Raw genomic sequence first — 24,728 nt, forward strand, 5'->3', positions numbered from 1 at the left:
TTCCCTTTGCACTTTACAACTGCTTCTTGTATTTGTTCAAGTACCACTCTATAGTTTTAACAATTCCGCTCTCAAAGTTCTCATCCGCTCTCCAGAGAAGCTCATTTTCCAGCTTTGTTGCATCTATAGCATAGCGTCTGTCGTGACCTGCACGGTCTGGCACGAAAGTTATCAACTCTTTGTAAGATGATATAGATATTGCCGTGTCGCTTTGCTCCTCGCAATGACGAGATGTGTCGCTCTGTTCCTCGCAACGACGAGATAAGTCGCTTTGTTTCTTGCTATGACTCTTATTTGTCACTGCGAACGAAGTGCGGCAGTCTAACGGTACTTTCTCATCCAATATCGCACATATTCTATCGACTATCTGAAGATTTGTTCTCTCGTTTCTTCCGCCTATGTTATAGACCTCTCCAGTTTTTCCAGTATGATAAACCAAGTCTATCCCTTTGCAGTGGTCTAACACATAGAGCCAGTCACGGATATTTTTACCGTCTCCGTAGATTGGGATAGGGTTACCTACAAGAGCATTTCTTATGATGGTTGGTATAAGTTTTTCATCATGCTGTTTCGGGCCATAATTGTTTGAACAGTTTGTAATCACTGTATTCATTCCATAAGTTTCATGATACGCTCGAACTATCATATCCGAACCTGCTTTGCTTGCAGAGTATGGAGAGTTTGGCGCATAAGGAGTTAACTCCGTAAAGAGTCCGTTCTCTCCAAGTGTCCCGTACACTTCATCGGTGCTTATATGATGAAAACGCGGTATCAAGATTGCCGCATCGCTGTGCTCCTCGCAATGACTAGATGTGTCTTGCTCCTCACTATAACTTTGCTCTTTGCAATGACTTCCACCGTCACTGCTAAGCTTCATAGAAGCTGTGGCAGTCTCTAAAAATCTCTTCTTGTATTTAAACGGCGCATCCATCCAGTACTTATATGCTACATCTATAAGGGTAAAAGTTCCGTTAACATTTGTCTGAACAAACACTCCCGGATTTTTTATAGAGTTGTCTACATGACTCTCCGCGGCAAAATGAACCACCCCTTGTATGTCATACTCGTTAAATATAAACTCTACAAGTTCACGATTGCAGATATCCCCTTTTATAAACTTGTATCTCGGATTTCCATCAACTTCTTTGAGGTTTTCTAAGTTTCCTGCGTAAGTTAGCAAATCTAAGTTTATAAGATTATACTCAGGATATTTTTCCAAAAAGTACGGCACAAAGTTTGAACCTATAAAACCCGCACAACCTGTGAGTAAAATATTTTTCATCTCTCTATCCTTTTACCAAATCCGACAAATACTGACCGTATCCGCTTTTACTAAGCACTCTAGCTACCTCAAGCAGTTTTTCTTTACTTATCCAACCGTTATTGTAAGCTATCTCCTCTAAACACGCTATTTTATACCCTTGTCTATGTTCTATTGTTTGAACGAATTGCCCTGCTTCTATAAGGCTATCGTGCGTGCCGGTATCCAGCCAAGCAAAACCTCTTCCTAAAAGCTCTACTTTGAGTTGTTTTCTTCTTAGATACTCTTGATTTACGGATGTAATCTCTAGTTCACCGCGATCTGATGGTTTTACACTTTTAGCAATCTCTACTACGGCATTGTCGTAAAAATAAAGCCCCGTCACTGCAAAGTTTGATTTTGGCTCTTTTGGTTTTTCTTCTATGCTTATGGCATTTTGTTCTTCGTCAAACTCAACCACGCCAAATCTATGCGGATCTTTTACCTGATAGCCAAATACTACCGCGCCCTCTTGAAGCATTGAGGCGTTTTGCACCATAGCGCTAAGTCCGTTGCCGTAAAATATATTATCCCCGAGTATCAAACATACACTATCATTCCCGATAAACTCTTCCCCGAGTATAAAAGCCTGTGCAAGACCATCCGGTGAGGGCTGAACAATATAGGAAAAACTTACACCCAAATCACTCCCATCCCCTAGCAACTCTTTAAATCTAGGCAAATCACTCGGTGTAGAGATAATCAAAATCTCTCTGATTCCTGCTAACATCAAAACCGACAACGGATAGTAAATCATCGGTTTGTCGTAAATGGGCAATAACTGTTTGCTTATACTCTTTGTAAGCGGATAAAGCCTTGTTCCGCTTCCGCCTGCTAAAATTATCCCTTTCATCTATTTTTCTCCTTTTTTATTAGACTTCTTGCAAAACTGCAAGAAGTTTTCTGCCTCAAAAGAGGCTAGCTTTAGTGCCATAGCGGCTAGCGTAGCTAAATGGGCTTTGCTCATTTAGCGTGCCTATTGTAGAACTTTTTATACCACTTCACAAATTTCTCCACCCCGACTTCAAGCGAAGTATCGGGTTTGTAACCAAAATCATCAATCAGAGCGCTTATATCCGCATATGTTGAAACTACATCCCCGTCTTGCATATCCATAAAATTTTTCTTTGCCTCTTTTTGCAAAGAGATTTCGAGTGTTTTTATAAAGTCTAAAAGCTGCACGGGCGAGTTGTTGCCTATGTTGTATATACGGTACGGTGCAGTAGAACGGTCGGACGGGAGGTTCTCTTCTTTGGTTAAGGACACATCTTGCTCTGGGTGTTCTAGATTGCCGCGTTGCTTCGCTTCTCGCAATGACGGTAAGTCTGTTAACGGTTTAGCCGGATTGTCTATAACTTTTATAACACCGCCAACTATATCGTCTATGTAGGTAAAATCCCTGCTCATATTGCCGTGATTAAATACTTTTATGGCTCTGTCGTTTAAAATCGCATCTGCAAAAAGCATAGGTGCCATATCCGGTCTGCCCCATTCGCCGTATACCGTAAAAAACCTAAGCCCTGTTGTAGCGATACCGTAAAGATGGGAGTAGGTATGCGCCATCATCTCGTTTGATTTTTTTGTAGCCGCATAGAGGCTAATCGGATGGTCGGTATGATCACTTGTTCTAAACGGCTGGGATCTGTTTAGCCCGTAAACGCTCGAACTGCTTGCATACGCCAAATTTTTCACTCCAAAATGTCTGCAAGCTTCAAGTATATTCATAAACCCTACAACATTGCTTTGTATGTAAGCATGAGGATTTTCGATGGAGTATCGCACCCCCGCTTGTGCGGCAAGGTTGCATACCGCATCAAATTTCTCCGTTTCAAAAAGTTTATTGATTGCTTGGGTGTCTGCTAAGTCCATTTTTACAAACTTATGGCTAGGGTATTTTGATGATAAGATTACCGCGCTACGCTCGCAATGACTATCACGATGAGGAGGTGTCTCAGAAATTGCTTGACTCTGTTCACAATGACGAATCTGTATGCCAAGCTCATTTAATCTCGCGTATTTTAAGTTTACATCATAGTAGTCGTTTATATTGTCAAGCCCTACAACCTCATCGCCACGCTCTAGCAATTTTTTTGCCAAATGAAAACCGATAAAGCCTGCCGTTCCCGTTACTAGTATCTTCACATCTATCCCTTAACTATCTGAATTAAAAATATCTCTGGTATAGACTTTGGCTTTTACATCCGTAATTGCTTCACTTAGCCTATTTGCTACTATAACATCGCTTATCTTTTTAAACTCGTCCAAATCTTTTATTACTCTTGAGTTAAAAAAGTTATCCTCACTAAGTACGGGCTCATAGATAACAACCTCTATTCCTTTTGCTTTTATGCGCTTCATAATCCCTTGAATGGCCGAACTTCTAAAATTATCACTTCCGCTTTTCATCACAAGCCTATATACACCGACTATCTTTGGTTTTTTCGCCAAAATACTATCTGCTATAAAATCTTTTCTCGTTGAGTTTGATTTTACAATCGCCTCTATCATATTTGAGGGCACATCTGCATAGTTTGCAAGAAGCTGTTTTGTATCTTTTGGCAAACAGTATCCGCCGTATCCAAAAGATGGGTTGTTATAATGCGTGCCTATACGCGGGTCAAGTCCGACACCCTCTATGATTTGCTTGGTATCAAGTCCATGGCTTTGCGCATAGCTATCCAGTTCGTTAAAGTAAGCTACTCTCATAGCAAGATATGTATTTGCAAAAAGTTTTATCGCCTCTGCTTCAGTTGAGTCCGTAAAAAGAATCGGGATATCTTTTTTAATCGCCCCTTGTGCCAACAAGTTTGCAAACACGCTCGCTCGCTCACTCTGCTCTCCTACGACAATTCTGCTTGGATAAAGGTTATCATGAAGTGCAAGCCCCTCTCTTAAAAACTCCGGTGAGAAAATTATGTTATCCGTAGCGAATTTTTCTCTTAGAGTTTTTGTATACCCCACGGGAATAGTCGATTTTATAACCATTACCGCATCAGGATTTATACTCAAAACATCGGCAACAACAAACTCTATGCTTTTTGTGTTAAAGTAGTTTGTTTGCGGATCATAATCAGTAGGAGTCGCTATGATGACATACTCAGCCCCGCCGTAAGCTTCAACTTTATCAAGCGTTGCTTTGAAGCTTGAGCTTAATGTTGAATTTTGAATATTTAATTTTGAATTGTTTTTTAGATTTGTTAAGTATTCTTGAATCTCATTATCTTCTATGGGCGAAATACCTTTATTTATCATCTCCACTTTTTGCGGGATGATATCTAGGGCTACGACTTCATTGTGCCCGGATAAAAGTATCCCGTTGCTAAGTCCCACATATCCTGTCCCTGCTATAGCTATTTTCATACTTGTTTTTTAACTCCGTTTGTATAATGATTTGGCTTTTTACAAAAAAATTTATTAGTTTTACAATTAATGATTTATTTTATCTAAATTATTCTATTTTGGGTAGCAGAGTTTTTTAAGTAAAATCTATTTTTTTATCTACTTTATCGGTTTTGTATCTCTTTTTGATTTGTCAGCTGTTGAAGATAATTTGAGATATTTATCAATGAAAATGTAACTAAAAATATCATAAGTCCGGGGAAGAAGCTAACCCACCACGCAATCTCTACGACATCCTTGCCGCTGCTTAGTATCGTACCCCAGCTCATCTGAGGCGCTACGATTCCAAGACCCAAAAAGCTAAGTCCGGATTCCGCAAGTATAGCTCCGCCTACTCCAAAAGTAAAACTGACAAAGTATATAGGAGCCAAAAGAGGAGCGTAATACTTGAAAAGTATCTTTAGCTTACCAACTTTTGCAATATTTAGTATCTTTATGTACGGCTGTGATGTTATCCCAAAACTCTCTGAACGGATAAGCCTTGCCGTCGTCATCCAACCCGTTACGGATATGATAACAATCAAAACCAAAGCCGAAGCGTTTACATAACTAACGAGTGCAAGAAGTAGAAAAAATGTCGGAAATGTTAAAAAGAGATCCACTAAAACGACAAAACCTTTATCTATATTTCCTCGAAAATATCCAGCCATTGAACCCAAAATCAGTCCGATAACCGAAGCTATAAAAGCGCTTCCCACACCGATAATAAGAGAAACTTTTCCGCCTTCGATAAGCCGTGCCAAGATATCTCTGCCGAGTCTGTCCGTACCCAGCAAATGTTCCATTGACGGTGAAACTAAAATAGAACCGCTATCTAGCGCATATGCATCTACCGAATAAAAAACAGAGCCGAAAAAAGAAAAAAGAGAGACAAAAACAAGTATAAAAAGACTGGATTTCGGCATTTACGATTACTGCTTAAGCCCAAGAAGCGTCTGCATCATCTGATCCACGGTTGTAATGATTTTTGAAGCAGCCCCGTAAGATGTCTGATATTTAATCAAGTTTGTAAGCTCCTCGTCAATACTTACTTTTGAGACGGAAGAGTACTCTAACTTGGTTGCATTAAACTGGGCAGTCACTGTCTGATTACTTAAAACTGCATCATTTGTAATTACACCGACTTCCGTTGCAACGACATCAAACATACCGTACATTGTAGAGTTATAAACTGCATTGCCGACACTAAAATCATATGTCTCAAATTGCTGCTGAATCATATCTAACGCTAAAGTGTTATCCCCTGTTGCCGGAATTTTCCCTGCTGTTATATTTGTAGGGTTGTCTCTTAGTTTATAATTTAAATTTATATTTTTTGCACTATCTCCGTCAAAAAAATTATTCATCCCCAATGCACCCGCAAAATTTGAACCGGAATTAAAGTCATTGCTTGTAAGTTTATCTTCTATAGAAAAAGAGTAACCTTTTGCTGCAGATGAAGCATCCATAACAAACTCTACCGCATTTTTTCCGTCTGGGTATGTTGCCCAATTATACTCAATATAATTATCTATATCATTATTTGCATTGCCGTCGCTATTATCATCACTCTGCGCTTCAATTTGACCTTGAATTGAGTTAGAACCGGCAACTCCCGACATGGATGTCTTAGAATCAATATTAATAGTTCTTCTTGCGGCTACATTCCCGTCTATATCATAGATAAGAATATCAAACGACCCAGCTTTTAAATTTAAGGAGGTGTTTAAAAGAGGTGCTGCCTCTTCAAAATCTACTGTTTTTGATTCCATTCTAGTTGTATGGCTAGAAGCATAAATATTATTAGTCGACTCTATAAGTGTTGCCGCAAAAGCATCCATCTGATCTATAACTTTTTGTAAAGTGCCGTTACTGGGAACACCTGCCGAATTATCACTAATCTCATTACCTCTAAGAGCTAAAATGGCACCTATTTTACCACTAGTTATACTCTTATCCATAGGTATTAAAACAGCGTCTTGTCTCTCATAAGAGAGCTCGTAAAATCCGTTTGAATTGTTAGCGCTTGAGATATGAATAGGATGAAAAGTCCCACCGTCAACTATGTTAAATCCGTTTACACTTAATGTATAACTTCCCGAATTTTCATTTGATGAACTGTCTACACTCATATTTGATTCTATTTGACCGTTTATAGCATTTGAACCGATAAGTTTTGAAAGATTTAATTCAATAGAGTTTCTTTTATCTCTTAAATCGTTTGCCGTAAATGCCCCGCCGGCTTCTGCAGTTGAAATCGAAATATTTATTTGTGAAAGCTCTTTAGCAAGTACATTTACTTCGCTTACGCTTGTTTGGAGCTGTTCATTTAAGCTCGATTGAAGCGTCATAATTTTATTTTGAGTAGTGCTTATACTTCCTGTGAGAGTCTCTGCTTGTTTTGCAAGGGCAAGCTTAATAGCATCATTATCCGGGTTATCCGAAAACGACTGCCACATTTTGTAATACTCTTTTAAATTCGACTTTATCCCGACTTCATCTATTTCAGGAAAGTAAGTTGAAATCTCTTCTAAAGTAGATTGTGTAAAATCTGAATACTCTTTATCGGCGGACAAATCCGTATATCTATCATATATAAAATTATCAAAAATTCTAGCGATATCCATTACGGAAGTACCGTTTCCTATATTTCCGGTAGCCGAGTAAACCGGTGTAGAAGCTGCCGTCACAACTCTTTGTCTGGTATACCCTTCGCTCTCTGCATTTGTTATATTATGACTGGTAGTACTCACACCCAACTGTGCGGCAGACAGCCCGCTATAACCGATATTTAATGTATTGAAAATAGATCCCATCTTACACTCTCACTTTTAAGATTGCAGACTCTTTTGAAGCAACTTTATTATAACCCTGCATCTCCGTCGGGATTAACCTTTCTAAAAATGTATTGTATAAATTGCTCACGGCTAACACCATTCTCGCATAACGTCTATTTACTTCACGAAGATTTGACAACTCGACTTTGAGCTCACTCAGATAAGCATGCTGCTCTTCATTTAACAGTTTGGGTAAATCCACATTTGGATTTAAGCTAACAAGAGACGAGATCTCATGATCTATCATAGCTTTTTTAGATTCGAAGCTTTTTAACTTCTCCTCTTTGAGTTTTAATCTTTCAAATTGAGGATTATGGTTCGCTACTTTTATATCTTCTACATCCGACTCTGTAATTTTAATTAAATCTCTTAGGTCGTTTAATGCACCTTGTAAATGGTAAGACAGCATAATTTAATCCTCATTGTTTGTTTTAAAACTACAATAACTCTTCGGCTATCTTCTGTGAAAGAGCTTGTAGATTTATTTTATATTCGCCGGATTCAAGAGCACTTTTTATCTCTTCAATCTTACTCGTATCACCCTGCTTGGAGACAGTCGCTCCGCCTTTTTGTGAAACTTCCTTGCTTTCGCCAAAATTACTAGCGTATGCACTGCGAATGCCTGCACTACTTAATTGTGAAATCATAACTTATCCTTTTTTCTATCTCTAATGAGAATAATTCTATTTAACTATATCGTCATAAAGAAGAAAAATATTAGCTTTTTTGACTCAAAAAATCATAAAGCATTTGAGAAAATCCAAACCCGCCGGCACTTGCTTTTGCAAGCTCTTCTCTATACATAGATTTATATACTTTGTCACCCGGATCTTTAGCCTGTGAAAAAATATTTTTCTCATCCTGCATCGCATTATCCATCAACATTTTAAGGATAATTGATTCAAAAGCGTCAGTTTGCTTTCTTAACTCTGCATTATCGGCTTTAGCATCAATTTTGGGAATTTGATGTTGCTGCGACATAAATGTAGCTTGTAAATTTACAGAATTTGCGCCGTACATTATATTAACTTCAGCTCTGCAGAGATGCTTCCCGCACTCTTCATCGCTTCTAAAATTGAGATAATATCTTTTGGCGTTGCTCCAAGTTTTTGCAAAGAACGAACTAAATTTGCAACGGTCGTAGTGCCTGTTTTTGTATAAAGCTCATTTTCATTTACCCCGATTACCATATTGTCATCCACAACCCTTGAACCTGCAGGTTTACTCAGCTCATCTTGTTCCGTAATCTTGATTGTTATTCCTCCGTGCGTCATAACAATCGGTTTTATCGTTATTCCTACACCCGAAATTATAGTTCCTGTTCTCTCGTTTATAACAATCTTATCATCTACGCTATAGTCCATATTCATATCTTGAACTTCTGCTAAAAACTCTACCATACTTTTGTTTTGCGGCTTTTTTAGTTTTACTGTTCTAGAATCCATAGCTACCGCAACTTGCGTACTATAAAACTCATTCAACACTTTTTGAATACTTACGCTGTTTTTAAAATTTGCGTCTTTTAAAGATAATGTAACAAACTCTTGATTATAAAGATCAATATTTATTTCTCTCTCCACTACTCCGCCGTCATAAATAAGTCCTGCCGTCTGATGAGATTCACCTCCTGCACCTTTTCCTTTTTTACCGCCTACGGTTATGGCACCTTGAGCCAAAGCATAAATCTTTCCGTCCACCCCTTTAAGCGGTGTCATAAGAAGCGTCCCGCCCTCTAAAGATTTAGCATCGCCTATGGATGAGACCGTAATATTCATCTTGTCACCCTGCCTTGCAAACGGAGCGAGCTCTGCTGTAACAACGACTGCAGCGACATTTTTTGATTTTATATCTACGGATTTCATATCTATATTCATAGCTTTTAACATATTTGCTATTGATTGAAGGGTGAATTTTGAAGTCGTACCATCGCCTGTTTTTTCAAGACCGACAACTAGAGAATAACCGATAAGATGGTTATCTCTCACTCCGACGATATTAGCGACATCGCTTATTTTAGCGGCGTGAACAGTTGCAATAGTAAGTAAAAATAGAATAAATTTTTTCATCGCCAATCCTTAAACTAGCGATATTAAGCAAACTCTATTCCACTTTATTCATTCTCAAGATATGTAAGAGTCGTATTTCCAAATTTTTTAGATTTTTTTATACTAAATACGCCTATCTCGTTTGGTATTACAAGAGTACTCATATGTTCTATGATAATAAGTTTTACGCACTCTTTAGGCAGGGAAGCTATCATATCAATCATTTTATCGTATATATCTTCCATCCCCTCTCTTATGCTAAAAGGCGGGTCAATATAAAAGTATGCCGCTTCGCCGCTTCTTTGCAGCGATTTTACGACACTTTTAATATTTACAAATGTATCGCCGCTGTAAACTTCGCATAAACTCGGATCGGTTTGAGCAATATTTTCTCTTAAAATCTTAAGTGCGTCATGGTCACGTTCCATAAAAATAATTCGTTTTGCACCGCGGCTAAGCGCTTCAAGACCGATGGAACCGCTTCCTGAAAAAAGTTCCACAAAAGTTGCGTCTATTATCTCAAATTGAATCGTATTGAAAAAAGACTCTAGCACTATGGCTTTTGATGTTCTTGTCGTACTCTTTGAGGGAAGTTTTAAAATTTTATTTTTATATTTTCCGGATACTATTTTTTTGGTTATAGTTTTATTTTTCATAAAATGCCCGCACCGCCCTTAAAATATTTGCTTGATACTCTTTTGTCAATGACTCTATGCGTTTTTCCAAAATCTCAAAATCAAGTTTTTCATCATCGGCAAATTCGCTCTTTATATCTGTTTCATTTATACTTCCATATCTCTTCTCAAGAGCCAAAATAAGCTGAGATTTTGAAAACGGTTTAACCAAATCGGAATCTTTAGAGCTTGAGATATAAAAACATCTCTTATCGTTCATGCATTTGACATCTCGTAAGAGAATATCGCAATTTTTTACGGAACTAAGATGCTTACCCAAAAAAAGTTCCAATGATTTTTGCATAAGCGGCGACTTGCACTCAACAGCTACTCTCAAAAACACTCCTTATACATTTTATTTATGCGAAAGTATAGCACATCAACTTTATAGATATCTCTCTATGCTATATCTCAAATCTTCATCCAAATCTGCAATATTTAAAAGCACCCACTCCAAATATCCTCTGTCGTATATACTTATCTCTTCTATATAGCGACCGCTGTATTTGCCAAAATCAAACTTCTCTATCAGCACATTTTTAAGAGTAAGTTCGATTAACTCTTCATACGCTTTTATATCTAAAAGATACTCATACAAAAGTTTTACATGCACGGTGTCGCTAAATGCATTATGAGGTATAAATTCGCTCTCATTCATAACCTCGTTATATTTTAAAGCCTCTTTTTTCTCATTTTTGTAGAGCCTTAGTTCGTATCTTAAAAATTGAAGCGAAAAGTATTCACACTCGGGGATGAGATGTTTTGTAACCCTGAGCGTATCGATGATTTTACCGTGCCAAACAAACCCGCATGCAAGAAGCATTTTGAGGTCAAAGTTTACATTATGGGCTATAATAGTTGAGCTTTCACGGTTATGTTCTTGCAAAAATTTCCACGCCTCGCTCTCTTTTAGTGCAGGCTTGCCTTTTATCATCTCGTTTGTGATGTGGTTAATGCTTGAAGCTTTTGAAGAGATTTTTTTGCCCTCATTTACAAGCTCATACTTTGAAAAAATCTCATTTTCGCCAATGCCGATTATACCGATGGAGCATATTTTATCGCTGCTCTCTAAACCCGTTGTCTCCACATCCAAAAATATTAACATTTTATGGGCATCACTCATCTGTTTTAAAAGATTCTAACATTCCGTGATAATGTTCAAGCGTCATAAAACTTTTTTCAAACCTAAAGCGGATTATAAACTCTACTATTTTATTTTTTAACTCTTCATCCACATTTTCGGCTTTTCCAAAATAGCCCAGAGAGATGTTTTTACTCTTCACAACAGCATCTTTATCGTAGCCGATTGCCAATATCTGTAAATATTTGCCCTTTTTTATCTCGCCCAAACTATCATTTAGAAGTGATGCACCTGAGAGATTTACGGCTTTGAAGTTAAAAATCTCGCCAAACTCTTCAACTTTTTGATTTATACCGAGTTCACCGTAAAGGTTTTGTAGTATTGCTAAATTATCTTTTCTTGCACGCTCATAACTAGAGATTTTATTTGTTAAATTTTTTAATCTATCTAAGGCTGAACTCATCGTTTTTCCTATGTTTACTTAAGTCATTATACCAAAAACACGAACTATTTTAGATATAATTTCAAACTTTAAATTTTTTGTAAAACTACAAGAATTTTCTGCCTTGCAAGAGGCAAGCTTTAGTGCCACAGCGGCAAGCGTAGTAAAATGGGCTTCGTGTACCCTCACTTTTGGGTATTGCTCATTTTGCGTGTAAATAGAGTTCTGTAAGAACTCTTCTATAAAAATAAAAAGATAAATATGGACTACTTACAAATTAAAAAAGCCGCTCCTCTGCACGGAGAGATAAAGATTTCAGGTGCAAAAAATGCAGCTCTTCCGCTGATTGCTATGACTATACTTGCTAAAAACAGCGTTACTATAAAAAATCTACCCAATGTTGCAGATATCAAAACTCTTTTAAAACTTCTGTCAAATTTAGGTGCAAAATGCTCGTCTACATGGGAAGAAAATAACAATATAACAACCGTAGACACATCTTGTTTAACCCAAACAAAAGCCACATACGACATTGTAAGAACAATGCGTGCTTCTATACTTGTGCTCGGACCTATATTAGCAAGATTCGGTCACTGCGAAGTATCTTTGCCAGGCGGATGTGCCATAGGTCAGCGACCTGTTGATTTGCACTTAAAAGCGCTTGAGCAGATGGGAGCGGTTATAAACATAGAAGCGGGTTATATACACGCTACCGCTCCGGATGGTTTAAAGGGCTGTAATATTATTTTTGACAAAATCACCGTTACCGGCACGGCAAATATCGTTATGGCAGCAGCTTTGGCAGATGGAATTACCACCATTACAAATGCTGCAAGAGAGCCGGAAGTTGTTCAACTTTGCGAAATTTTAAATGTAAGCGGCGCGAAAATCGAAGGTATCGGAACTGCATTTTTAACCATACACGGAACAGGCGGAGAACTTTTAAATATAAATGAGTTTAGCGTCATCCCAGACCGCATTGAGGCGGGAACCTATCTCTGTGCAGCTGCAATAACAAGATCGGAACTTACATTAACAGATGTTAATGCCACACACTTAGGCGCCGTTTTATCAAAACTTCAAGAGATGGGAAGTAAATTTACGATTACGGATGATACCATTACCATACATCCTTCGGAGGTTATTAAACCCGTCAAAATAGTTACTCAAGAGTATCCTGCATTTCCTACGGATATGCAAGCTCAGTTTTTAGCACTTGCAACTCAAGCAAACGGTACTTCAATCATCGAAGAGAGACTTTTTGAAAATAGATTTATGCATGTGAGTGAACTTCAAAGAATGGGTGCAAATATCTCATTAAACGGGCATGTTGCAACTATAAACGGCGGAACAAAACTCAGCGGAACCGATGTTATGGCTACGGATTTGCGCGCATCAAGCGCTTTGGTTTTAGCCGGACTTGTGGCAGATGGGATAACAGATGTTCACCGCATCTACCACCTTGATCGCGGTTACGACTCTTTAGAGAAAAAACTGCAAAATGTCGGCGCGGATATAAAAAGATTAAAAGAGTAATCGCTATTTCTCAAATATTATCATCTCATAAATGCTTTTTTTAGTAACTAAAGCTTTATCGTGTGATACGGTTTGAGAGTTTTTTGCTTTTAAAACTTCTTGCCTGAGTTCTAAGATATCCTGTTCCATACTGTCAACATTCTCTTTTAGTCTCAAAATAATATCTACTCCTGCAAGATTTACGCCAAGCTCGCGAGTCAGTCTTAAAATGAGTTTTATTCTATCTATATCTCTTTGAGAATAGAGCCTTATCTTGCCGTTTGATCTTGATGGAGTAAGAAGATTTTCTCTCTCATACTGTCTAAGAGTCTGCGGATGAATATCCAAAATTTTCGCAACAATACTGATTAAGTAAACAGGTTCGTCATATTGATGTATCACGGCTTTACTCCTTAGGCAATTTTTCTTTCATTAACTCTACTAACTTCTCATCCAAATCTTCAATTTTAGGCAAGACAATGTTTGCTTCTAGGTATAAATTTCCGCGCTCTTTTGTTTTGCGATTCATGGCACCCATCTCTTTTACACGAAATCTCTGTCCGTTTTTAGTATTTTGCGGGATTTTTAACTTAATCTCTTTTTCTAGCGTTTGTATGGTTACCTTCTCGCCAAAAAGTGCCGCATAAAGAGGAACATCAAATTTTTTAATCAAATCATCTTCTTCTCTGATATATTCAGGATTAGAAGCTACATTTATCTTTAAAAAAAGGTCTCCCGCTCTTCCGCCTTGAGCATGTCCTTTACCCTTGACACGCATCTTCTCACCGCTGTTTACACCGGCTGGGATTTTGATATCAAACCTCTCTCCATTAACCGCAACAGAGTGTGAACCGCCTAAAATAGAGACGCTAAAAGGAATAGTAACGCTTGTTTCTATATCAAGATTCGGTTGTTGTTTTCCGCCAAATCCTCCGCCTCCAAAGCCGCCGCCAAAAGAAGAACCTCCAAATCCGCCAAAACCGCCGCCGGAGAACATATTTCTTAAAATTTCATCCAAATCACCACTTCCGCCATGTGAACGAGAAAAATCATGGAAATTTTGTCCGCCGAACATACTATCGCCGTGTGCGTCATACTGTGCTTTTTTCTTTTTATCACTTAAAATTTCATATGCGGAGTTTATCTCTTTAAACTTATCTTCCGCACCTTTTTCTTTATTTATATCGGGATGATATTTTCTTGCTAACTTTCTATACGCTTTTTTTATTTCCGCTTCGCTTGCGTTTTCCGGAACTTCAAGCGTTTCATATAAAGATTTACTCATTTTTTTTCCTACAATATATATTATTTGATTATTAAGTAAGATTATATCACAAGGGTTGAGTGGATGTCAATCAACTTTATGATATGTATAAGTTCAGAAATCTTTTTTTGTAGTATGCCTGACGCCATCCACTATTTATATTAAAAAAGGCACCATATTACAAATTTACCCAAACACACTAAAAAAAATTATTTTATAACAATATATTACTACAAATTATACAAAAAATAGATATTATAAGAAATCGTTCTTATTTGTTTGTAAATAGTACTTGATATAAAGCTATAAAAAATAAAAATTTACTAAAAAAGTGGTGCAGATGGTTGGAATAATAGCTTTATATCAAGAATACAGATTACCACTTAGTACCCCCCCCCTCTCCCTCAATACAATATTTATAACTTAAATCTCTTCAAAAAGTTTGGAGATTTTTAATGGGTCATTCCATCCTAATAAATAAAACATATTATATTTATCGACGATATAATATTCAAGCCACATTTGCTTTGCTCTATCACAATGAGCCTCTAAGTATTGTTGACTTATCCAAGTTTGTTAGACTCTCTGATCAGTTTATCCAGATTGACAAGAATCACTACTTTATTATTTTTGAATTTACTTCCCAAAAAAATGCATATAAAGCATCACAAAATATTATTTATAATTTGGATAAACATTTTAATACTCATAAAGGGTGTTATATTGCAATTGACTCTTTTGATATTACAAAATCTCCCCAAAATGTCTTAAATAGACTTAAGCAAATTCTTATTGAGGTTCGTAAAAATCCATGTGTCCGAGTTGAAGTTGAAGATATACTGGATAGGTGACAAGAAATAGTGTCTGACACCAAAAGATACTATTTGAGGGGGTTAAAGTGTAGTTATGCAAACTGAATTATTTACAGCATGGTATAAAATGGTTATAAAAATTAGAGTGTTTATATTAATCTTTGAAGAAATGATGGTGCCATTTGTCAAACGAACTATAAAATTGGGCAGTTAAATTTAAAAAATAGCTTCCAAGCCAAGCTTGGAATGACGAATTGCCCGTCACCCTGAACTTGATTCAGGATCTAGATTATGCAAAAAGGTCTAATGCAAAAAGTGTCTAACTTCTGAGAAGTAAAGGCTCATTCCAAACTCATTTGCGGCATCTATGATTTCATCATCTCTTATGCTTCCGCCCGGTTCTATTACACTCTTAACACCGGCTGCAGCGGCAGCGTCAATGCTATCGCGGAATGGGAAAAATGCCTCGCTTGCAAGTGCTGCTCCAGTTACATCAAGACCCATCTCTTTTGCTTTTTTAAGCGCACATTGGCTTGCATCAACTCGGCTTGTCATTCCCATGCCCACAGCTACCATAGCAGAGTTTTTCACATAAACTACACAGTTTGATTTTGTAAGGGATGCTACTTTGTAAGCTATCTCCATATCTTTTTTCTCTTGTTCCGTAGCAGCTTTTTTCGTCATAAGTTTTGCGTTTTTAACTTCATCGTCGTTTACTTTGTCGGCATCTTGATATACAAAACCGCCGTCAATATGTTTAAAATCTTTCTCGTCATTCGCAAGAACTAACTTGTCATGACCCATTTCAAACAGCTTAATTCGCTTTTTAGAAGCAAATACCTCTTGCGCTTCCTCTGTTATGCGACCGGCAATAATAACCTCTAAAAATATCTCGTTCATCTTAAGTGCCAGCTCTTTTGTAACAACGCCGTTAACCGCAACAACACCGCCAAATGCAGAAACAGGGTCACACTTTAGAGCCTCTTCATACGCTTCTAAAAGGGTGTCTTTTATAGCAAAACCGCACGGATTGCCATGCTTAGTTATACAAACCGCATTTTCGCTTCCAAATGCAGAGGCGATTTTAACCGCACCGCTTAAATCGTTTAGGTTGTTAAAACTTGCTTCGCCTTTTAGGGTTTTAAAATTATTTGAGTAGTGTTTGTCAAATTCATACAATGCGCCGTTTTGATGAGGATTTTCACCATAACGAGTATCCATCACTTTGCTTCCTACTATAAACTGTTTCGCTCCAAAACCGCCGTTAAATCGCTTGTTCATGTAGTTTGCTATCATTGAGTCGTACGCTGCAGTGTGTTCGAACGCTTTTATCATAAGATTACGGCGAAATTCAAGCGTGTTTTTCTCATTCTCTAACGCATCTATAACTTTTGCATAATCATTTACATCGGTTACAATCATAACACTGTCAAAGTTTTTAGAAGCCGAACGCACCATTGCGGGTCCGCCGATATCGATGTTTTCTATGATCTCTTCAAAATCATCCGTTTTCTCGATTGTCGCTTTAAACGGATAAAGGTTTACACAAACAAGGTCTATCGCCTCAACGCCAAGCTCTTTTGCCTGATCTAAGTGCGACTGCTTGTCACGACGATGCAAAATCCCGCCGTGTACAAAAGGATTTAGAGTTTTTACACGACCCTCAAAGCACTCGGGAAATTTTGTAACCTCATCTATCTCTATAGCCTTTATACCGTTTTCTACCAATATCTTATAAGTACCGCCCGTCGAGATAATTTCAAAACCGTTTTTTACTAAAGATTTACAAAAATCAACCACACCGCTCTTATCGCTTACGCTTACCAACGCTCTTTTCATCAAAATTTCCTAAAAAAATAAATTGGCGAATTTTATCTCATTTGAGATTAGAAGATGGTAAACTTAAAAAAATCATAACTATTCTTAGGTAAAACTTAAAACAATTAAATAATTAAAAAGCGATAAGAAAGATAAAAGTTAAATCGGATAAAATTTCTCCGATTTAAAAAACTAGAGCGTAATGCGTTCTTACCAAAGGAAACAAAATGAAAACAATCATTTTATTAATCACATTAACATTAGGTGCTCTTCAAGCAGACGACATTGTACAATACGATGTAAAAGAGTCACAAACTCCAATTAGTAAACCGAACCACCCTTCTACGGAAATTTACTAATTAGATACGCGTAATTTTATTTCTCCTTCTAAAATAGGCTTAAAAGCCTATTTTAGCGATATATATCTAAAACCCCTAAGCTTTCTTTCTTACAAAATTAATCAATCCGATAGTTATAATAAGCACGCACAACATGAGTATTACAACATTTGTCGTTCCGGATGTTCCGTCTGCAAACGGCAATCCGCTAGTGTTTATTCCGAAAAAACCTACAAGCAGATTTAATGGCAAAAACACGGCAGAAATGGTTGTAAGAGTATAAATTGAATGGTTCATTTTTTCGTTTGTTTGCGCACTGTAAAAATTATAAAGATAATCAAGTTTAGAGAGTTGCAATGTGGCAGATCTTAAAGTTCTCTCAATATGCTCATGTAAATCCGTATAATGGTTTATAGGAAAATCACTGCTATTTTCATAATATTCAATTGCTCTATTCATTGTTAAAGATGCATGCATCAATACTCTCTCAACACGTACAATATTATGTTTAAGCCTTAACCATTGATTCATAAAAGAAGTTTTTTTCTTATTAAGATATAAAACTTCTTCCATCTCAGCAATTAAATCATGATAATACTCAAATGATTTTAACAGCTCATCTACCATCTTATCTAAGATTCTATACGGGGACTCAAAACGACTGCCTAACTCCTCAAATCTATCTTCGCTCCTGTCGTAGAAATAACTGTTATCATTCGTAATTATAAATCCGATAGAGTTTACTTCAAGCTCTTTATCAATAATCGGCAACCTAATAATCAACATATCATACTGTTCATTTTCGTCAAACACTGACGGGTGTTCTTTATTTCGTAAATCTTCTAAATGTAAGTTATCAACTAATTTATGAAGGTTAATCATTGTGTCCCTTTACTTGGATTGCACGCAAAATTCAACTCCCTCTTCTTGAAGTGTTTTAACAATTCTTTGACTTAATTGAGATTTTAACTCCATAATCTGATGATACGGAGCGACATACCAAACATAAAGCGTGAAACATGGATCTTTTGAATCCGGTATAAAATGGATACGTGGTCTAAATTCACGAGAACTCATTTCATAACGCTCCCTAAGGCTTAAAAATTGCTTTGTAGTGACCTCTATATATTTTTCCGTTTCTTCAAAAGTGATTTCCTTAACCAATTTTTCAATTTTTTGCGTGTCAGCCGTAAAAGGAATACGAAATTCTACGAGATCATATATGGTTTTCATCTTATCGTGTGTATAGTTGTATACATAATTTGTTACGAAAAAATTATTTGGTATAAAAACGGTGCGTCCTGCGCGTTTTAGCTGTAGAGATGTCGTGTTGTTGATGCTCTCATACAGAGTGACTTGAAAGAGTGAAATATCGATTATTTCACCTATAATCGGGTTGTTATTTACCTGTATTAAAATTCTGTCCCCGACTTTTATAAAATTTCCAAATGAGAGATGAAACCAAGTTGCAATGCTTTGAAGATACTCTTTCATACTAATCGTCATAGCCGCTGCAATAACACCGATAAGCGTTGCCGCATAGATTAAGTTGTTGATGTTAAATATAATGATAATAAGCAGTATAGTTAAAAAAGAGGTTATATTCAACACTCTTCTTACCTTAAAAAGACGCTCTTCTTCTTTTATTCGTTTTACAATAAAGTATTTTGCTAAATGAAAAAGAGCAAATATAAAAATTAAAACAGTTATTTTTATGATGTGAATCGGTAATTGTGTCTGTTCATAAGCTTCAATATCATTGAGATAACTCTCTTTTATGCGTTTAAGCACATCTTCTTTGTTTTCCAACAAACCTTTTGCGTTTTCAAAAAAATCTAACGCTTTATTGAGTTGATACTCTTTTGTAAAATCTTTTGTCTCTAATGCACCAGTGGCGTTTAACTCTTTTTTTAAAAAGTCAACGGCTTCATCATACTCATGCCGTAAAATATTTAGTTTTTGAGTTTGAATACTAAATTTACTCTTTTGATTTGTAAAAAGGTACTCTATGATATTTATCTCTTTATCCGTGTCGCCGAGTGTTATTTTGCTTAACATATTGTCAAATGATTGCGGCAGTTCATCGAGGATTTTCTTTTTGCTGGTTTGAAGTTTTAGCAGCTGTTGAAGTTCAGCTCTTTTTTGTCCGTTTGTATTTTTAATTGACTTCTCAAGCGTTTTAATCTCATCATCAAGTGCTTGTGCTTTAAGAGAATTGCTATAAACCTGCAGCCAACTGTTTTTCTCTTTTTCAAAATATGAAAAATCTTCCGCAAAACAGAGTGCAGAGAATAAAAATAGGCTGATAATAAAACTAAATATATTTTTCACTTTATATATACTTTTGTTAAAACTCGAATCATGCTCTCAACGGAATTTTTAGTTGTTGTTTCATGCACGGTATGATACCCGATTGTCGGTATCTGCAAAGTTGTTCCTTGAATTTCACCTTTGGTAGCGTGGATTAATCTCCCTAGTTCTGTCGTACCCAGAGAGCCGACCGTACCATTTTTAGCCATTTTAGCCTTTAAATAACTATCTTTAAAGTCGTATCTTATGTTCTCTTGCGTGGCTATTTTTTTTATTTTATTTTTCAAAGGTGACTTAAATACGGCGTTTGAATCCCTGTTTCTCATCACTATATCTATATTTCTAATCTCTTCTAAAGTCGGGTATGGACTTGTGTCAAGAACAAGGAGCTCGTTTGTTTTGATATCAAATCGTCTAAACCACTCAAGTAAAAATCTCCAACTCCTGCCGGCTTCTTCAGAAGCGGTAAAAAAAGCCGTCCCCTGATACCCTATGCTGTACATATAGATAATAATCGCTATACTGATAACATTATCTAATTGCGCGGATATCAAATCACCGTTAATCTCAAGTTTGTCCATAAATGCGATGGGCGTTCCGGGAAAGAGATAGTCAAAACCCTCTATTTTAAAAATTATGTTATTTCTTCTTTGACAGAGAAAAGCATCTTTGATTGAACTAATCCCCAAATAAGTTCCCGATGATTGTTGATATGCCTGAACTCTCTCATCGACAAATCTAGCCGTAAAGTTATGAAGAAGCTGTTCTGCGTTTGAATCTCCCGTTAAGTCGGCTTTGTTTTTTGCGATAAACGCCGCGTATTGAAACTCGTTATGACCGGTACAAATAAGTCCGTGTCTATCGGTGTGCGCGGAAATATAACCGTTCTTTGGTTTTTTTCCTTTGGCTACTAGTACGCCGTCGTAATATTCAACATTTACGCCTATCTCTTCTAACTCTCTTTTTATAAACATAAAAAAAGGGTGTTCCGCTCCGACAACACTCGGTATACGGATAAGCTGCTTTAATATATCATAAAATATTTCCATAGCTCTATTCTTTAGGCTCCAATGCTATCTTTTTTCGGTTTTCTTTTTTTTGGATTTATCTCACATTTTGGAGTTGCATTTTGTGCGATATAGTCCATTATTTTTCCGGCAATGTCGATTTTTGTCGATTTTTCAATACCCTCAAGCCCCGGTGAAGAGTTTACTTCCATTACCAGCGGTCCTCTTGAAGATGGAATCATATCAACTCCGCAAATTCCGAGTCCTAAAGCTTTTGCGGCAGCAAGTGCCGTTGCTTTTTCTTTTTTTGTAAGTTTATGTGCAGTTGCTACTCCGCCTTGATGCAGATTTGATCTAAAATCACCCTCTGCACCCTGTCTTTTCATGGCACCTATAATTTTTCCGCCGACTATAAACACTCTTATATCGGCTCCGCCTGCTTCTTCAATGTACTCTTGAACAAGAAGATTTACATCCATTCCGTAAAATGCGTCTAGTACCGATTTTGCCGCTTTTTCGCTATCGACTAAAACAACTCCTACCCCTTGGGTACCTTCGAGTATCTTTAGTATCAACGGAGCGCCGCCGCTAAGTTCAATAACATCTTTTGCATTTGACTTGTTTGAAGCAAAAACGGTTTTTGGCATATCTATACCGTTTTTAGAGAGAATTTGAAGACTTCTAAGTTTATCTCTGCTTCTTTTTATAGCTAAACTTCCTGTTGCGGTAAAAACACCCATCATCTCAAAGTGTCTTACCATAGCAGTTCCGTAAAATGTTCTGCTGGCTCCGATTCTTGGAATGATAGCATCGGGAGTCGGAAGCTCTTTTCCTAAGTAGTTGATTTTAAGTTCATCTTTCATAATCTCAATACTGCATTTTAAGTAATCAATCACTCTAACTTCCCAGCCTCTTTTTTCAGCGGCTTGAACCAATCTTTTTGTCGAATACAACTCTTTATTTCTCGATAGTATGTATACTCTCATTTTTTTTCCTGTTTGGATTTTTTTTTGTAAGACGCTCTTTTGTAAGATACTCTTTTGAGACATCGACTAAAAATTTATTTGCTAAGAACTTTCTTCCTATTAACATCGGGTATTTCATATCGGAACGGTCTGTCAAAGAGATAACGGTCATATACTTTTTTCCGAAAAAATCAACTTTTACCCTGATTGAGGGTCTTTTTTGAAATTTTCCGTTTGAACTTCTGACTTTTTTCATTCGGTAAAGCGGTATAGCCATCTTTTTTCCGTGATATGCGGGATGGATTTTGTCTAGTAATTTAAAATGTACGATATTTTCGTCATCAATAAATATATCGTCACAATGCAGGGCATTAGAATCCGCACCGGTATCAACCTTTGCATCTAAATCATAGAGATCTAAATCAATAATCGAGATAACCTCTTTGTTACCGATGATTTTTTTTTCTGGCATTCGATTAAGCTTCCGTTTTTTGGGTAGATTATAACATATAAAATTAGCAAAAAAATCATTAATTACTGATTGAAACATAAGTCTACATTAAGATAATTTTTAGCAAAAAAAAAATCATTTGAGAGTATAATTTTGCTCAAAATAAAATTTTAGAGTACGGTAATAGTGGCATTTGTGCTAATGATAGTTATGTGAAAACATTGTTAATCCGCAACAGCGGAATGTATTTGTTAAGAGGGCAAATATGACATTAAAAGATTTGGAATTTCTGTTAGAGTTAAACGGTGTAATGCAAAAAGATATTGATTGCATCTTAGATTTTGCTAAAAAAAACGGCATCGATAAAGAAGAGATTGACGACGAACTCAATAAATTAGGTTATGAGAGGCTTCTTGAGAACGAAGGAGAAGAGTCTTGGGATGAAGATGACGACGACTACGGTTATGTGCAAAAATTTCCTAATAGACATAAGTTCTCAGAGGATTATGACTAACACGGGTTTTTTTCAAAACCTCAAAGAGGACGGTGCTTGTCATTGCGAACAAAGTGAAGCAATCTAAAAGAAAGCTATGCAAGTCTAATCAATAAGGTTTAATAATTAAATTATGATAGAATTATATTTACATTATAAAAATAGGACAATTTTATGCAAAATCAAACAACTTTATCAAAATTAGGCGACAAAGTTTCAACCATTGTTGAGCGATATAATTTTTTAAAAGAGGAAAATGAGATGCTTCGAATCGAAGTTATCAAGTTAAAAGCAGAAAGCGAAGCTAAAACCAGAGAGATAGAAAAACTAGTAGAAGAGAATGCTCTAAAAGATTTGGAAATTGAAGAGATAGTTCAAAAAATAGAAAGCATAATGGTTTAAACGAAGTAAATGAGTAAAAGACTTGGTTTAAATATAGGCGGTCGTCGTTTTGATGTTGATGTGGAAGATAGCTTTGCTCCTTTTTTAGAACAACAAATGAAAAATGATTTTAATATGGAAGGCAATAATGATTTAAAAGTATTGCTTCAAGCATATGTGCGTAAAAACCATAATCTGTTTCTACAAGAACAAAAAATAGAAGAAATTACAAAAAAATTAGAAATTTAAAGGCTAGATTTATTATTATATAAGTTAAGCGTGATATAATTTCACTCTCTTAAATAGAGTAAATGTGCGTTCGTAGCTCAGCTGGATAGAGCACTGGTTTGCGGTACCAGCGGTCAGGGATTCGAATTCCTTCGGGCGCACCATATAAAACTTCAAGAATATATAATCCACACAAAAATTCTTACAAAAATTTTCTTAGCATCCATAAATTGTTAATTTATAGTGCCCATTTTGATTTATCTAAAGTAATTTATTTCATAAAGTTTAAGAAATTACACTAAAACAGCATCTACGATCGTGATGCTGTTTTGCTTTTGCACTCCTTATCGCTTAACTGGATAAAGCAGTCCCCTCCTAAGGGATAGCTCTAGGTTCGATTCCTAGTAGGGAGACCATCCATCAAGTTATAGCAATTGCTGAACCCTTATAAGCGTAGATAAAAGTATAGCGCTCTTATCCACATGTGAACTTTTCATCTTCAACTCGCTCTCAAGTAGCAGTTCATGTAGTTTATAGTATCTGTTTGGTTTAAATTTTATTGATAATTCTGATTTTTCTTTTACTATTTGAGGCGGTGCCGGATAACCTAAAATTGCCATTGCGTTTGGCGTTCCGTTTACACGAATGTAGATATTAAACATATAGAGTTGCGTTAGATATGTTGTAATAGCAGTGAGTATTCGTATCTCATCTTCTCCGTGCTCAAGCATATTTTGCAGTTCAACTTTAAAATCTTTTTTATTTAAAATCTTTTTTATAAAATCATCTATATTTATCTCTGAGAGTCCGAAAATCAGCTGCTCTATATCCTTGGTAGTTACTGCTCTGTTTAAAATTTTTAATTTTTCAAGCTCATTGCATGCAAGAGCGATATCTCCGTTATGAACAGCCAGAAGATGATTTATGGTATAGTTGTCTATATCTACATACTTTTCTTTAGCTGCCTGAGAAACGCTAAAAACTGCCTCTGTATGACTTGGATGAAAAAATCTAACACACATTGTGTTTGTTTTTGCCGCTGCCTTTGCATAAGCTTTATAATCATCTCCGTAGTAAGCATAAATAAAGATATTGCTTGAGTTTTTTTCACACTGCTCAATAAGTATATCCAGCTCTTTTTTAGGAATTTTCTTTTCACTTTTAATGATTAAAACATTTTGATCGCCAAAGAGTGAAGCTTGTGAAAGATGTGCTTTTGCAGAGCCAAAATCATACTCGTCATGGTAAAATTTTGCTACCGAAGCATCAGAGATATTTGTAAGGATTTGTATATATTTGTCTATTAAAAAACTGCTCTCACCAAAAAGTATAAAACTGTTTGAGAGGGAGTTGTTTTGTATATGTTTGTCTAGCTCGCTTTTGTACACA

The 24,728-nt window shown here is 36.5% G+C and carries 29 protein-coding genes and 2 tRNA genes; 8 read left to right on the plus strand and 23 right to left on the minus strand.

The window, feature by feature from the left end; genetic code table 11:
• Nucleotides 1-13 precede the first annotated feature (13 nt).
• From rfbB to PHQ93_RS04425, 14 genes are all read right to left on the minus strand, one after another.
• Nucleotides 14-1,282, minus strand: a complete 1,269-nt coding sequence (rfbB, locus tag PHQ93_RS04360; protein WP_299941321.1) for a dTDP-glucose 4,6-dehydratase — start codon at nucleotides 1,280-1,282, stop codon at nucleotides 14-16.
• A gap of 4 nt (nucleotides 1,283-1,286) precedes the next feature.
• Nucleotides 1,287-2,153, minus strand: coding sequence for a glucose-1-phosphate thymidylyltransferase RfbA (gene rfbA, locus PHQ93_RS04365; protein WP_299941323.1), 867 nt, complete (start codon nucleotides 2,151-2,153; stop codon nucleotides 1,287-1,289).
• 110 nt (nucleotides 2,154-2,263) lie between these two features.
• On the minus strand, nucleotides 2,264-3,442 hold the full coding sequence (locus tag PHQ93_RS04370; protein ID WP_299941325.1) for an NAD-dependent epimerase: 1,179 nt from the start codon (nucleotides 3,440-3,442) through the stop codon (nucleotides 2,264-2,266).
• 9 nt (nucleotides 3,443-3,451) lie between these two features.
• On the minus strand, nucleotides 3,452-4,660 hold the full coding sequence (locus tag PHQ93_RS04375; RefSeq protein WP_299941328.1) for a nucleotide sugar dehydrogenase: 1,209 nt from the start codon (nucleotides 4,658-4,660) through the stop codon (nucleotides 3,452-3,454).
• A gap of 143 nt (nucleotides 4,661-4,803) precedes the next feature.
• Nucleotides 4,804-5,604, minus strand: a complete 801-nt coding sequence (locus tag PHQ93_RS04380; RefSeq protein WP_299941331.1) for an ABC transporter permease — start codon at nucleotides 5,602-5,604, stop codon at nucleotides 4,804-4,806.
• Nucleotides 5,605-5,610: 6 nt separating this feature from the next.
• Complete coding sequence (gene flgK / locus PHQ93_RS04385; protein WP_299941334.1) at nucleotides 5,611-7,494, minus strand: flagellar hook-associated protein FlgK; 1,884 nt, start codon at nucleotides 7,492-7,494, stop codon at nucleotides 5,611-5,613.
• 1 nt (nucleotide 7,495) lies between these two features.
• Complete coding sequence (locus PHQ93_RS04390) at nucleotides 7,496-7,924, minus strand: hypothetical protein (RefSeq protein WP_299941337.1); 429 nt, start codon at nucleotides 7,922-7,924, stop codon at nucleotides 7,496-7,498.
• Nucleotides 7,925-7,952: 28 nt separating this feature from the next.
• A complete protein-coding gene (locus tag PHQ93_RS04395) occupies nucleotides 7,953-8,162 on the minus strand; it encodes a flagellar biosynthesis anti-sigma factor FlgM (protein ID WP_299941339.1) in 210 nt (69 codons plus the stop codon).
• Between the two features lie 70 nt (nucleotides 8,163-8,232).
• Nucleotides 8,233-8,535, minus strand: coding sequence for a rod-binding protein (locus tag PHQ93_RS04400; RefSeq protein WP_299941342.1), 303 nt, complete (start codon nucleotides 8,533-8,535; stop codon nucleotides 8,233-8,235).
• Nucleotides 8,535-9,581: a flagellar basal body P-ring protein FlgI gene (locus PHQ93_RS04405; protein WP_299941345.1), complete on the minus strand. Its 1,047-nt coding sequence runs from the start codon at nucleotides 9,579-9,581 to the stop codon at nucleotides 8,535-8,537. The genes PHQ93_RS04400 and PHQ93_RS04405 overlap by 1 nt, the downstream gene beginning before the upstream one ends.
• Nucleotides 9,582-9,625: 44 nt before the next feature.
• Nucleotides 9,626-10,216 (minus strand): 16S rRNA (guanine(966)-N(2))-methyltransferase RsmD, encoded by a 591-nt coding sequence (gene rsmD / locus PHQ93_RS04410; RefSeq protein WP_299941348.1) that lies wholly within the window; start codon nucleotides 10,214-10,216, stop codon nucleotides 9,626-9,628.
• Nucleotides 10,206-10,571: a hypothetical protein gene (locus PHQ93_RS04415; RefSeq protein WP_299941351.1), complete on the minus strand. Its 366-nt coding sequence runs from the start codon at nucleotides 10,569-10,571 to the stop codon at nucleotides 10,206-10,208. Before PHQ93_RS04415 ends, rsmD begins: the two co-directional genes overlap by 11 nt.
• 48 nt (nucleotides 10,572-10,619) lie before the next feature.
• Complete coding sequence (locus PHQ93_RS04420; RefSeq protein WP_299941353.1) at nucleotides 10,620-11,357, minus strand: exonuclease domain-containing protein; 738 nt, start codon at nucleotides 11,355-11,357, stop codon at nucleotides 10,620-10,622.
• The gene (locus PHQ93_RS04425; protein ID WP_299941356.1) at nucleotides 11,350-11,778 is read right to left on the minus strand and encodes a hypothetical protein; all 429 of its coding nucleotides are present in this window, start codon (nucleotides 11,776-11,778) and stop codon (nucleotides 11,350-11,352) included. The genes PHQ93_RS04420 and PHQ93_RS04425 overlap by 8 nt, the downstream gene beginning before the upstream one ends.
• Nucleotides 11,779-12,018: 240 nt before the next feature.
• On the opposite strand from PHQ93_RS04425, the gene murA reads away from it, so the two are divergent.
• The gene (murA, locus tag PHQ93_RS04430; RefSeq protein WP_299941359.1) at nucleotides 12,019-13,293 is read left to right on the plus strand and encodes a UDP-N-acetylglucosamine 1-carboxyvinyltransferase; all 1,275 of its coding nucleotides are present in this window, start codon (nucleotides 12,019-12,021) and stop codon (nucleotides 13,291-13,293) included.
• Between the two features lie 3 nt (nucleotides 13,294-13,296).
• On the opposite strand, the gene PHQ93_RS04435 is transcribed toward murA, so the two are convergent.
• Nucleotides 13,297-13,674 carry a helix-turn-helix transcriptional regulator gene (locus PHQ93_RS04435; protein WP_299912336.1) on the minus strand — a complete coding sequence of 126 codons (378 nt, stop codon included), beginning with the start codon at nucleotides 13,672-13,674 and terminating at the stop codon, nucleotides 13,297-13,299.
• A gap of 4 nt (nucleotides 13,675-13,678) precedes the next feature.
• On the minus strand, nucleotides 13,679-14,557 hold the full coding sequence (locus tag PHQ93_RS04440) for a DnaJ C-terminal domain-containing protein (RefSeq protein WP_299941361.1): 879 nt from the start codon (nucleotides 14,555-14,557) through the stop codon (nucleotides 13,679-13,681).
• 434 nt (nucleotides 14,558-14,991) lie between these two features.
• Here PHQ93_RS04440 and PHQ93_RS04445 point away from each other — a divergent pair, with 434 nt between their 5' ends.
• Nucleotides 14,992-15,387 (plus strand): hypothetical protein, encoded by a 396-nt coding sequence (locus PHQ93_RS04445; protein ID WP_299941364.1) that lies wholly within the window; start codon nucleotides 14,992-14,994, stop codon nucleotides 15,385-15,387.
• Nucleotides 15,388-15,651: 264 nt separating this feature from the next.
• Here the strand turns inward: PHQ93_RS04445 and purH are convergent, their stop codons facing one another.
• Complete coding sequence (gene purH, locus PHQ93_RS04450) at nucleotides 15,652-17,187, minus strand: bifunctional phosphoribosylaminoimidazolecarboxamide formyltransferase/IMP cyclohydrolase (protein WP_299941367.1); 1,536 nt, start codon at nucleotides 17,185-17,187, stop codon at nucleotides 15,652-15,654.
• Nucleotides 17,188-17,393: 206 nt separating this feature from the next.
• Here purH and PHQ93_RS04455 point away from each other — a divergent pair, with 206 nt between their 5' ends.
• On the plus strand, nucleotides 17,394-17,525 hold the full coding sequence (locus tag PHQ93_RS04455; RefSeq protein WP_299941370.1) for a hypothetical protein: 132 nt from the start codon (nucleotides 17,394-17,396) through the stop codon (nucleotides 17,523-17,525).
• A 75-nt stretch (nucleotides 17,526-17,600) separates the two neighbouring features.
• On the opposite strand, the gene PHQ93_RS04460 is transcribed toward PHQ93_RS04455, so the two are convergent.
• Genes PHQ93_RS04460 through PHQ93_RS04480 form a run of 5 tightly spaced genes read right to left on the minus strand, consistent with a single transcriptional unit; the run spans nucleotide 17,601 to nucleotide 22,258 of the window.
• The gene (locus PHQ93_RS04460) at nucleotides 17,601-18,386 is read right to left on the minus strand and encodes a CorA family divalent cation transporter (protein WP_299941373.1); all 786 of its coding nucleotides are present in this window, start codon (nucleotides 18,384-18,386) and stop codon (nucleotides 17,601-17,603) included.
• 9 nt (nucleotides 18,387-18,395) lie between these two features.
• Nucleotides 18,396-19,835 (minus strand): mechanosensitive ion channel domain-containing protein, encoded by a 1,440-nt coding sequence (locus PHQ93_RS04465; protein WP_299941376.1) that lies wholly within the window; start codon nucleotides 19,833-19,835, stop codon nucleotides 18,396-18,398.
• Nucleotides 19,832-20,863: a peptidase M42 gene (locus PHQ93_RS04470; RefSeq protein WP_299941379.1), complete on the minus strand. Its 1,032-nt coding sequence runs from the start codon at nucleotides 20,861-20,863 to the stop codon at nucleotides 19,832-19,834. The genes PHQ93_RS04465 and PHQ93_RS04470 overlap by 4 nt, the downstream gene beginning before the upstream one ends.
• A gap of 11 nt (nucleotides 20,864-20,874) precedes the next feature.
• Entirely contained in the window at nucleotides 20,875-21,807 is a 933-nt protein-coding gene (rimK, locus tag PHQ93_RS04475) for a 30S ribosomal protein S6--L-glutamate ligase (RefSeq protein ID WP_299941381.1), read from the minus strand.
• Nucleotides 21,779-22,258, minus strand: coding sequence for a RimK/LysX family protein (locus PHQ93_RS04480; protein ID WP_299941383.1), 480 nt, complete (start codon nucleotides 22,256-22,258; stop codon nucleotides 21,779-21,781). Before PHQ93_RS04480 ends, rimK begins: the two co-directional genes overlap by 29 nt.
• A gap of 244 nt (nucleotides 22,259-22,502) precedes the next feature.
• On the opposite strand from PHQ93_RS04480, the gene PHQ93_RS04485 reads away from it, so the two are divergent.
• From PHQ93_RS04485 to PHQ93_RS04505, 5 genes are all read left to right on the plus strand, one after another.
• Nucleotides 22,503-22,751: a hypothetical protein gene (locus PHQ93_RS04485; protein ID WP_299941385.1), complete on the plus strand. Its 249-nt coding sequence runs from the start codon at nucleotides 22,503-22,505 to the stop codon at nucleotides 22,749-22,751.
• A 153-nt stretch (nucleotides 22,752-22,904) separates the two neighbouring features.
• Nucleotides 22,905-23,132 carry a hypothetical protein gene (locus tag PHQ93_RS04490; RefSeq protein WP_299941388.1) on the plus strand — a complete coding sequence of 76 codons (228 nt, stop codon included), beginning with the start codon at nucleotides 22,905-22,907 and terminating at the stop codon, nucleotides 23,130-23,132.
• Between the two features lie 9 nt (nucleotides 23,133-23,141).
• Complete coding sequence (locus tag PHQ93_RS04495; RefSeq protein WP_299941391.1) at nucleotides 23,142-23,360, plus strand: hypothetical protein; 219 nt, start codon at nucleotides 23,142-23,144, stop codon at nucleotides 23,358-23,360.
• 66 nt (nucleotides 23,361-23,426) lie between these two features.
• Nucleotides 23,427-23,503: transfer RNA gene (locus tag PHQ93_RS04500), tRNA-Arg, on the plus strand.
• Nucleotides 23,504-23,679: 176 nt separating this feature from the next.
• Nucleotides 23,680-23,755, plus strand: a tRNA-Arg gene (locus PHQ93_RS04505).
• A gap of 9 nt (nucleotides 23,756-23,764) precedes the next feature.
• On the opposite strand, the gene holA is transcribed toward PHQ93_RS04505, so the two are convergent.
• A complete protein-coding gene (gene holA / locus PHQ93_RS04510) occupies nucleotides 23,765-24,727 on the minus strand; it encodes a DNA polymerase III subunit delta (RefSeq protein WP_299941393.1) in 963 nt (320 codons plus the stop codon).
• Nucleotide 24,728 lies beyond the last annotated feature (1 nt).

The organism is Sulfurimonas sp. (assembly GCF_028714975.1).
Lineage (GTDB): Bacteria > Campylobacterota > Campylobacteria > Campylobacterales > Sulfurimonadaceae > Sulfurimonas.